At 57.8% G+C, this 8,973-nt stretch carries 15 protein-coding genes; 1 reads left to right on the top strand and 14 read right to left on the bottom strand.

The window, feature by feature from the left end; translation table 11 throughout:
- Positions 1 to 98: 98 nt before the first annotated feature.
- The 14 genes from Q8X51_RS02840 to Q8X51_RS02905 form a co-directional block, all read right to left on the bottom strand.
- Complete coding sequence (locus Q8X51_RS02840; RefSeq protein ID WP_407693239.1) at positions 99 to 500, bottom strand: HNH endonuclease; 402 nt, start codon at positions 498 to 500, stop codon at positions 99 to 101.
- Between the two features lie 154 nt (positions 501 to 654).
- Positions 655 to 1,041: a hypothetical protein gene (locus Q8X51_RS02845; RefSeq protein WP_407693238.1), complete on the bottom strand. Its 387-nt coding sequence runs from the start codon at positions 1,039 to 1,041 to the stop codon at positions 655 to 657.
- Entirely contained in the window at positions 1,038 to 1,361 is a 324-nt protein-coding gene (locus Q8X51_RS02850) for a phage holin, lambda family (protein ID WP_407693237.1), read from the bottom strand. The genes Q8X51_RS02845 and Q8X51_RS02850 overlap by 4 nt, the downstream gene beginning before the upstream one ends.
- 226 nt (positions 1,362 to 1,587) lie before the next feature.
- Entirely contained in the window at positions 1,588 to 2,151 is a 564-nt protein-coding gene (locus Q8X51_RS02855; protein WP_407693236.1) for a hypothetical protein, read from the bottom strand.
- 3 nt (positions 2,152 to 2,154) lie between these two features.
- A complete protein-coding gene (locus tag Q8X51_RS02860) occupies positions 2,155 to 2,472 on the bottom strand; it encodes a hypothetical protein (protein ID WP_407693235.1) in 318 nt (105 codons plus the stop codon).
- A gap of 207 nt (positions 2,473 to 2,679) precedes the next feature.
- The gene (locus tag Q8X51_RS02865) at positions 2,680 to 3,960 is read right to left on the bottom strand and encodes a tyrosine-type recombinase/integrase (RefSeq protein ID WP_407693234.1); all 1,281 of its coding nucleotides are present in this window, start codon (positions 3,958 to 3,960) and stop codon (positions 2,680 to 2,682) included.
- Positions 3,957 to 4,268 carry a hypothetical protein gene (locus Q8X51_RS02870; protein WP_407693233.1) on the bottom strand — a complete coding sequence of 104 codons (312 nt, stop codon included), beginning with the start codon at positions 4,266 to 4,268 and terminating at the stop codon, positions 3,957 to 3,959. Before Q8X51_RS02870 ends, Q8X51_RS02865 begins: the two co-directional genes overlap by 4 nt.
- Positions 4,265 to 4,696 (bottom strand): VRR-NUC domain-containing protein, encoded by a 432-nt coding sequence (locus tag Q8X51_RS02875; protein ID WP_407693232.1) that lies wholly within the window; start codon positions 4,694 to 4,696, stop codon positions 4,265 to 4,267. Before Q8X51_RS02875 ends, Q8X51_RS02870 begins: the two co-directional genes overlap by 4 nt.
- Positions 4,693 to 5,097: a hypothetical protein gene (locus Q8X51_RS02880; protein WP_198757862.1), complete on the bottom strand. Its 405-nt coding sequence runs from the start codon at positions 5,095 to 5,097 to the stop codon at positions 4,693 to 4,695. Before Q8X51_RS02880 ends, Q8X51_RS02875 begins: the two co-directional genes overlap by 4 nt.
- Positions 5,094 to 5,390: a DUF1364 domain-containing protein gene (locus Q8X51_RS02885; protein ID WP_407693231.1), complete on the bottom strand. Its 297-nt coding sequence runs from the start codon at positions 5,388 to 5,390 to the stop codon at positions 5,094 to 5,096. Before Q8X51_RS02885 ends, Q8X51_RS02880 begins: the two co-directional genes overlap by 4 nt.
- Complete coding sequence (locus Q8X51_RS02890) at positions 5,390 to 6,196, bottom strand: ATP-binding protein (protein WP_407693230.1); 807 nt, start codon at positions 6,194 to 6,196, stop codon at positions 5,390 to 5,392. Before Q8X51_RS02890 ends, Q8X51_RS02885 begins: the two co-directional genes overlap by 1 nt.
- A complete protein-coding gene (locus Q8X51_RS02895; RefSeq protein ID WP_407693229.1) occupies positions 6,186 to 7,121 on the bottom strand; it encodes a DnaT-like ssDNA-binding domain-containing protein in 936 nt (311 codons plus the stop codon). Before Q8X51_RS02895 ends, Q8X51_RS02890 begins: the two co-directional genes overlap by 11 nt.
- Before the next feature lie 195 nt (positions 7,122 to 7,316).
- Complete coding sequence (locus Q8X51_RS02900; protein WP_065948829.1) at positions 7,317 to 7,739, bottom strand: phage regulatory CII family protein; 423 nt, start codon at positions 7,737 to 7,739, stop codon at positions 7,317 to 7,319.
- Positions 7,740 to 7,822: 83 nt separating this feature from the next.
- On the bottom strand, positions 7,823 to 8,002 hold the full coding sequence (locus Q8X51_RS02905) for a Cro/CI family transcriptional regulator (RefSeq protein WP_060766206.1): 180 nt from the start codon (positions 8,000 to 8,002) through the stop codon (positions 7,823 to 7,825).
- Positions 8,003 to 8,090: 88 nt separating this feature from the next.
- On the opposite strand from Q8X51_RS02905, the gene Q8X51_RS02910 reads away from it, so the two are divergent.
- Positions 8,091 to 8,939 carry an XRE family transcriptional regulator gene (locus Q8X51_RS02910; protein WP_407693228.1) on the top strand — a complete coding sequence of 283 codons (849 nt, stop codon included), beginning with the start codon at positions 8,091 to 8,093 and terminating at the stop codon, positions 8,937 to 8,939.
- Positions 8,940 to 8,973: the final 34 nt, after the last annotated feature.

Below are 8,973 nucleotides of genomic sequence, written 5' to 3' on the forward strand. Positions count from 1 at the left end.
TAAGAAAACGATTGGGCGGACGGTCTAGAAGGCAAAAGGTGTGGACTTTTGACCCTCCCCCACCCCTCAAATGAGAATCCGTCTCATTTGAGCTATTTTCACTGCATTTTGCACGATTTTCTGCTTGGGTTGCCCCAACCACCGTCTTCTGAGGCTGTTTTCGTGCTGTGGCAGCTGTGGCACAGCGACTGCCAGTTGTTTCGATCCCAGAAAAGCACCATGTCGCCCTTGTGCGGGGTGACGTGGTCGACATCAGTGGCCGCGACCACCTCGCCTCGCCGATCATGCTCAGCACACAACGGATGGCGGGCTAGGAATCCCTTGCTCGCCTGCTGCCACTTGTAGCCATAGCCTCGCTGACTACTACTCTCTCGCTTCTTGTCAGCCACCTTGGCAGCTGCTGCCTTCGCGAGATCGGCGTGCTCATCGCAGTAGCGAGGGTTGCGGGTGAGCGCCCTGCACCCTTGAGCACTGCAAGGCTTTTGTGGTCTTAGTGGCATCAGTGGTCACTTGCTCTGGCTGCGTTTGATCTGGGCGTCTACCTGGTCAGCACACGTGTCGAGCAGGTTGATTGCCCTGTCCTTCAACTCCCACACATCGCCATTCAGGCGAAGGTCGGCGGCATCCTCATCAACCCGTTCGCACGGGATCAGCTCAGGGGCCTCCAGCCTTACGGCCTGGGTCTTTGTCACTACCGCCGGCTTTGCCGCGCAGGCCGTCAGGCAAAGGCTGAGCAGCCCAATCACGAACAGGCTTACTGTTGCGCTTGAGGTCTTCAAAGTTCTTCTCCGCCTTTTTCGCCTTGTCCTGGCTGGCCTTGAGGCGTTTTGCCAGATCGGCCTGGTATTCGGCATTGCGCTTTGCTTCAGCGCGCAGCGTGGTGATAGTGGCCTGGCTATCTTTATTGGCCTCGACGGCATCGTCCTTTGCCTGGGTCTCAACGCGTTTCTCTTCGCGAAGATCCTCGACCCTCAGCTGCTGAATGCCGACCAATAGAAGGCCCACCAGCGCGATGATGATTGCCGCAGCGAAAGCCTTCATGCCGAGTCCACCTTCTTGCCCAGGAAGCGGATGATCATGTCCCTGATCGCCGTTACGCCAATGAAGCCAATGGCACCACCCGCAGCTACGGACAAGCTCGGCGGCCAGGTCATCCACTCAATAATGCTGCTGGCAGACAGGCTGAGCGCGCCACAAATGAGCGCCTCCAAGATGATCCGCCACTTGTTTGGCTCTTTGGCTTCGTACAGGACGCGAAGAAGAGTAATCGTGACGGCCATGATTGCGCCCTGCCATAGCGGGTTCGAGAGGGCCAGCCAGATTTGGGCCCAAGTGTCTGGCTTGTCAGGCATGGTAGGCATCCGGATTACTCCCTCTCGGGGAGATTGATAAATCCGGCCCCATCAGCACTCCCGGCCATAGCAACGGGTGTGGTGGAGCCGAAAACGAAAAAGCCCCGGCGAATGCCGAGGCTCAATGAAGCTCATAAAGCAAAAAGCCCAGCGAGTGGCTGAGCTTAATTCGTCGTCTCTCATAACGCGCAAGATCGACATGATGGGGTTAATTTACGGCCAGTCGGCCAACTGGTCAAGCGGCATCTACAAAGATTTGCTCGCTGTCGAATATCTCGGTCGCGTGGATCACGGCCTGCTCTTCGAGTTTCTCCAAACGCTTGTGGATTCCGCCTCTCCAGTTACGGCGCGTGCGCTCCGGGGATCCCTCCAAGTCCCAAGTGTTCATGTCGTAGAACTCCGCAGGAAGCACGATCATGTCGGTGGAGCGCTTACCGTCCTGAACGCCTTTCAGCTTCGGTATGGCCCAGGCCGTCAGTGCCTTATAGATGAACAGCTGCGGCGCCGGCGAAACCATGCGGGCAACCAGCCTACCGATGGCAGCGACCTTATTGGCCTTGTGCGTCGAATACTTGGCCACCAGCACATCCCACTGAGCCGGCTCAAGCTGCCGGTGCAGCAGCGCATAGAGGCAGCAGTCGTAATCGAACTTGTCACGCACTGACAGCGTGCTGCCAGTGCCACCCTGACGAAGGTCGGCGTCGATCAGCTTCTGCCAGGACTGCTTGGTGCTGTTGTCGATGTTGTCAGCTGCCAGCACCCGCACCAGGGTACCCATCACGTCTCTGTACATAGCCATGGCTCAATCCCCTGTGAAGTTGGTGGCACCTGGGCCACGACGGTTGTTCTCGTTGTACTGCGCCTCAGCACCGGCAGGCTTGAAGCAGTTGAATTGCGCGATCTGCTGCTCGGCAGCCTGGAGGCGAATGCTCAGCTGCGTCACCAGCACCTCCAGCGGCAGCGCCTCGCCGGTTTCGGCGGTGACCCAGCCCGAGGCGTTGCACTGCACGCAGGCCAGTTCATGGAATACGCCGCTGATCACTGCGCGACCACGACATGCCGGGCACTTCGCCAGGTCGAGTTGGGCGGCGCGGAATGCTGGGCCGTGGCTCTTTTTCATCGCGGACACCTCAAAAATCGTAGCCAAAGAGGCCGCGGACATACCGTGACAAGTTCGACGCAAAGCCGATCAGCACAAAAGCCCAATAAGCGCCGTTAGCAAACCAGAAGCCAACCCAGAAAGCCGGAGGCACCAGGCTATGCATCTGGTAATAGCACTTCACTTTCCAGAACGCCTTTCTGAGGGGTGTCATCTTTATGGCCATTTTTAAACCTCGCCTATGGTTGATTCTTGAATGGCCTTGCAGCCCTTGTCTTCCGTGGCTTCCAGAGGATTACCAGAATCTCCCGATCTAAAGCCGGTCACATCGTGAATGCGCTTAAAACCCTTCGCGTCTAGATATGCACACCAACGATCCAGCGCCTCCCGCTTGCGGCTCATCACGTCCGACTGGATGTACACCTTCACGTTGTGGCCCATCGCGTGGTTGATCAGTAGCTCCCCAATCAGGTGGTCGATGCCGATGTCTGCCCACCCGGTCCTGGCCACCTTGCGCAGGTCGTGGCTGGTCCATTCACCCTGACCCAGGCGGGTGAACACGGCGCAGGCTTGCCCCTCGCTGAGCGACTTGCCTTTACGGGACGGAAAGAGGAACTGGCCGTCATAGCCGCCGGCCCACTGGATGTCGCGATAGGTGATCAGCAGCTGGCGAACCTGGTCAGTGATTGGCAGATGGTTCTCAACGCCGGTTTTGGTGTTCTCGGCCGGAATGAACCACTCACGCTCTGCCAGGCTGATGTGCGACCACTGCGCCTGACGGGTCTCGCCGATCCGTGTGCCGTGGCACAGCATCATCAGGGCCAGCATGGCGTCAGCCGGGGCGCCGGCCATTGAGTCGCGCAGCAGGATCAGCAGGTCCTGAAGCTGGGTGACACGCAGACGCGACGGCTTGACCCCTACCTTCGCCTTGGAGAAGTCGCTGAACTTCACGTCCTTCATAGGGTTGATGGTGATCAGTCGAAGCTTGAACGCCTGGCGGAAGGCCAGGGCCAGCAACTGGAACGCCGAGCGCACATAGTCGATGCCGATGGATTCTTGGGCCGGCCACATGAACCGGTCATCAAGGGTGGATTTATCAACCGAGGCCAGCGGCACAGCGCCGAGCAACGGCTTCAGGTGGCACTTGATCAGTGAAGCACCGGTCTTCTTGCGTTTGCTCGAAAGGCTCCGGTCACGTGCCATGCGGTCGGCGTACCAGTCCAGCAACTCGCCTACCAGCAACCACTTAGACAGGGTGGTACCTTCACCGGCATCCAGGCGCAGGCGAATTCCCGGCAGCGCTGCGGCGACCTGCTTGGCGCTGAGATCTGGATACCGACCGATCAGCTTCCATTCTCCCCTGACGACCAGGTACCAGGAGGCCCGGGCGCGATCCTTCGCGAAACGCAGGTGCAGGCCTCGGGCCTCGATGTCACGAAGGTCCCGTGCGGTGCCAACGGCCTGCCGCTTGATTTCTGCGTCGGTGATCTTCACGGCAGCAGTCGTCATGCACTCAGCTCCCGGTCCTTCTGCTGAACAGGAACAAAGTCACCGCGCAGGGGCAAAAGGTTGCAAGGGGCCTTCTGTGTCCACCCGGCGACATACCAACCCTTTAAAGGTTGGTGATGGAAAAGACTGCATGCAGAAACCACCCATATCGCCGTTCCTGCAACGTTTCTTGCCATAACCCCATCAGGGGTTTGATATCGCTCTCCGTCTTCAACCGAAAACAAAAGCTCTACGACTCGCCCGATATTTTCATCATGGTCAGCCTTTGCGATCAGCGCCAGGTCGCCCGGCTTGAAGTTATGGCTCATGCGGCAGCCCTCGTTTGAGGTTGAAGTAGGTAGGCCCGGATGGCCTCAATGGCGTCGAAGTGCCCGCGGCAGACGATTGCCAGGTAACCCTGATCGGTCAGCGCCTGCAGGTATGCGTCCTGGGCTGGGGATACAGCGGCGTCGTGCGGCGCGGTCGCTTTGAACTCGATGTACAGGCCGAAGTACCCGCCGCGGGCCATGGGCAGCACCAGGTCGGGAACGCCGGCCTTCACGCCCTGCTCTTTCAGCTTGATCGCCACCAGCTTGTGCCGGTGCCCACCGTTCGGGACGTGGTAGATCAGCTTCGCGGCCGTCGGATAGCGCAGGCTGATTTCCTTGATCAGGGCTGCCTGCTCCAGGCCTTCCCGGTCCACGGCCTTGGCCCGCGCCGTCTTCGGGCTGAATGGTTTCACAGTGAAAGGCCTCATTGCGCAGTCACCTTTTTTCCATCCGGGTGATGCCCCGGAGAGGTGCAAAAATCGAACGCCCAGCAGCCCTTCCCCCAGGTCCAAGGCTTCCATGTTTCCGCGAATGGAACCCAGCGGCCGACCACATCACGAAAGCCTGTTCGGCTTCCGCATGAACCACACACACGGAGATGATCGAACGCGTTTTCGTGACTCGCACCAAATGGGCAGTCGTGCACGGCTGAACAGTCCTTGCAGATCACCACGTTCTCGCATGGGCCGGCGCGCTCTTTGAGCACGGTCATTTGCTCAAGCAGTCGGTAAAAGTTTGGCGTTGTCAGCGAAGCCGCATCCATTCGGGGAGGGAACCCTATGCGCTTGAGTGCCTCAGCCTGTATTTCCATGTTGTCTTTGAGTTTCAAAGTTTCACCTTGCCTTCACGGATCAGGATGTCCTGAGTGCGCATGACGCCCTCAGCCAGAAAAAGCCGGATCTCGTACTTGCTCAGTTGACCAGGCGGGCGCAAGCGGCCGTCGGCGATGTCATGGCAATAGCCGCAGGCCCAGGCGGCCTGGAAGTCGTTGGGTTTCATGCCCATGCCGCAGGTGCCGCCCAGGCGGTAATGCGCCAGGACGGTGGTGGACGACTCGCAAGAACAGCCGGGGAATCGGACCTGACAGTCGCGGTCACGCGCGGCATTGGTGAGCCTGCTCATCAGAAACCGTCCTTGCCGCGTTGCGATTCCCAATCAAAAGGTACGACGATCAGCCCGCCTTCCCGCAACCGATCAACACAGCGGTCACCCATTGCGCGACCAAGCTCATCGGCTTTCAGGTTCGAGATGATCACCGTGGGGGCCTCTCGCTCGTAACGGCCATTGATGATTGCGAACAGGGTGGTAAGTTCGAAATCGCTCGGCTGCTCCTTGCTCACGCCGATTTCATCCAGCACCAACAAGTCGGGGCTGATCAGGCTCGCCAGGATGCTACCTTCAGTCCTATCGCTGCTCTTGTCATAGGTGGAGCGGATCGCTTGAAGAACCGCCCCAAACGTCCTGTAAACGGCTGTCCGAGAGGATTTGTGCAGAAGCTCGTTCGCCATAGCCACACCAAGATGCGTCTTACCTGTGCCCGGCTTGCCGATTAGCACCATGCAACGCCCGGCGTCGCGAATCTGGTCGAACGTCGCGACATAGTGACGGCAGAACTTCAGTGCGCGGCGCTGCCCCTCATGCTCTTCCTTGTAGTTATCCAAGGTGCGACTCAGGAAGCGTTTCGGTATCAGGGCGTCTCCCAGCTTGCGGGCAAGTGACAGGCGCAGTTGGTAAGACTCCTCAGCTTTTGCGCTCGCCTCTCGTTCTGCTGCGATGACGCGCAGGCATTCAGGGCATCCGCCCTTGAGCTCACGTCCCAGGATCACGGTGACCTTCTGGTCGAATTTCCCGTGTTTCTCGCAGTCGGCGGGCTGGGTACGGATCGGCATTACGCCGTCAGAGATCGATACGACTTTTTCAGAGCGCATAGGAGCCGTCCTCTCGCTGTACCAGGCCGTCGGTGTAGTCACGCTCAGCGAAACCTGTATGCCGGGATGGTGTATCCCTCTTCACGAACGGACGTACGTTGCTGTCACGGTTCTTGTCGTCCTTAACCCACCGCACCAGTAGCGATACCCATTTGGCCTGGGGTTGCAGCAGGCCGGTGATTTCGTGGTGGGCAGTGAACGGGGCGACCGCTTCCTTGGTGAACAGGTCCGTGGTGACTCCGAAGTGAACGCAGTAGGCTTTGAGCAAATCAGCGTCTGGCATCCAATCCAACGTCATCTCGACCGGGGACTTTGGGTCAACGGCAGGTCCAGGCTCTTCCGGCGGCAAGTCTTCTCCGGCACTGCCCATGTCGCTGCCGGCAGCCGGAGTTTCTTCGCCCGCGTTGAGAGAGTGGTGTTGATCTTGATTCGGAGAATCAGGAATCAGGGATCCACAATCAGGAATCAGGGCGTTATCTAACGGTGGCTTAACAGACTCTAACGGTTCTTTAACGTTAAAAGACTGAGAGGCAACGGGAACCTTCCGTTGTGAGCCGGCAATGACAACGTTACCTTTCCGTTCGTAAACAGTGAGATAACCGTCAACGTCAGGGAGAGTGCTGTCCTTTTCGGTCCCATGAGGGCTTTGGTGCTTCTGGAAGTTGGTGATTTCTATTACAGAGAATCCCGCGACCTGGTAGCGAGAAATGAAGCCAGCAGCAGCCAGGCGCGCCAACCCAGCTTCGACGTCGTAGTCGTCGCACGGGAACAATTCGATCTTGATCCGTTTAACGCGATCCTCTAGCCGTCCCTCTCGATCTGCTAGGCACCACAGACCAATGAAGGCCAGGCGGTCAAATGCTGGTAGTTCGACCAGAAGCTCATTGCTGAATAGCCCGGGCTTGATGTTGCGTGCGCGAGCCATCAGAGAGCGCTCCCGCTGAAATGGGGAGTCTCTGTCGACTTGAATATTGGTCGTGACACTTTTTCATAATCGATTAAAAGTGTCGCGACACTAGGGGTATTGCCAGGGGTAGCTGTCATGTTCATAATGGCCCCACAGTGTTTTACAAGTTGTTGAAAGAGCCGGGTTGCAGCCCGGCTTTTTTGTGCCCGCGATTCAAGCGGCCTTCACAGAGCTTTCAAGCTGAGCAAGGCTTTCCCGCACATGGGATATCTCAGTGAAAATCTCGAACTTCTCGGTGGCGGAGACATGGTTGTCGTCCAAGGCTTCATGAATGGCGATCGTCAAGTCCGCAACTTCTTTGCCCACGTGAATGAGCGAGGCGGTCAGGGCTTTCGGCGCTGGCGCCACTTTTGCAACCAGCTCAAAACCGAACTGGTCAGCAAGGGCTTTTAGCGGGCGCATATCGCCGGTGTGCAGCAGGATTCCGAACAGGTGCTCAATTGTCAGGTGATGAGCCGCGTTGTCCGGGTTCGAGCGCTGCAGCAGGCTCACGTGTGCCAGGCACATCTTCCCAGCCAGTTCTTCTGCCCCACTTTCCTTGATGGTGGTGTGGCAAGCCCTCAAGAAATCTTCCATTCGTAAAACCTCAAATTTGTTTCCGTGGTAGCGGCCGCCAGGTCCGGCGATCATTCGCTCAACAGATCAATGACAAGGACGCCTTATGCAGCGGTTTTCTTTTTGTCGGCCTTCAACTGGCCGTCGGTTACAAGTTCAAGCTGGTACTGACGTAGCTCAGGGATCTCATCGCCCCATTGCCGGACTGCCTCGTATGTGATGCCGAGCGCTTTGGCGAGGGGGGCGATCCCTTTGAAATGTTTAATTGCGTCGGCACGGTTCATGGCTGACTCCTTTGGGTATACGGCAATTCAAGCATGCTTGTGTTTACTAAGCAAGCATGCTTGCCAAGCTAACTTGTAGATTGCTTGCATGAAAATTACTGATCGGATTTCGAAACTTGTCCTGGCGCGAAAGCCAGAGATCGGGCCGCGAGGATTCAAAAGGGATATAGCGACCACCTGCGGGGTCAGCTACGAAGCTGTTCGTCAGTGGTTTGCCGGTGATACCGGCAACATAAAGAACGAAAACCTGGTAGCGATCGCCGAAGGCTATGACACTACGGTCGACTGGCTGCTGTCGGGCAAGGGTGAGCCGCCAAGACGGAAGGCCGCGGATGCTCCAAAAGCTGGCAATTATTCTTCGGCGGACCTGGTCAAGCAGATGCTCGCGAAGCACGGCCGTGGCTTATCGGAAGAGGCAAGAGCGCGAATCGCCGAAGTGGTAGAGGAAGTGGCGCTTGAGTCGAATTCGACCAATGTAGTGAAAGTCGACTTCACCAGGGCAGGCCAAGTCGGTGACGAGGTATGGATTGCCCACTACGACGTGCGCGCCGCGATGGGCGGCGGGCAGATCCCGCACGAATACCCAGAGATGCTTCAGGACATAAGGGTCAGCCCCAAGCATCTTCGCGAGATGGGTGTCACGTTCAAAGAGCACTTCCACCTCAAGATGATCACCGGCTGGGGACAGTCGATGGCACCGACGATCAAGGATCGCGACCCCCTGCTTGTCGACATCACGATCCGGGAATTCACCGGCGATGGCATTTACCTCTTTTCCCACGACGAGATGCTTTACGTGAAGCGCTTGCAGAAGAAAGGCAAGGACCGCTTCAAGATGATCTCGGACAACAAACATCACGACATTGAAGAGATTCGCGTGGATGACACCCACATCTTGGCCCGTGTGCTGTACGTGTGGAACGGCCAGCCGGTATAAGGCCATACCCTTCATCAAAGCCCGGCCAGCGCCG

Origin of the sequence: Pseudomonas sp. Yb2C2 (assembly GCF_052112325.1) — a bacterium.
GTDB lineage: Bacteria > Pseudomonadota > Gammaproteobacteria > Pseudomonadales > Pseudomonadaceae > Aquipseudomonas > Aquipseudomonas marginalis.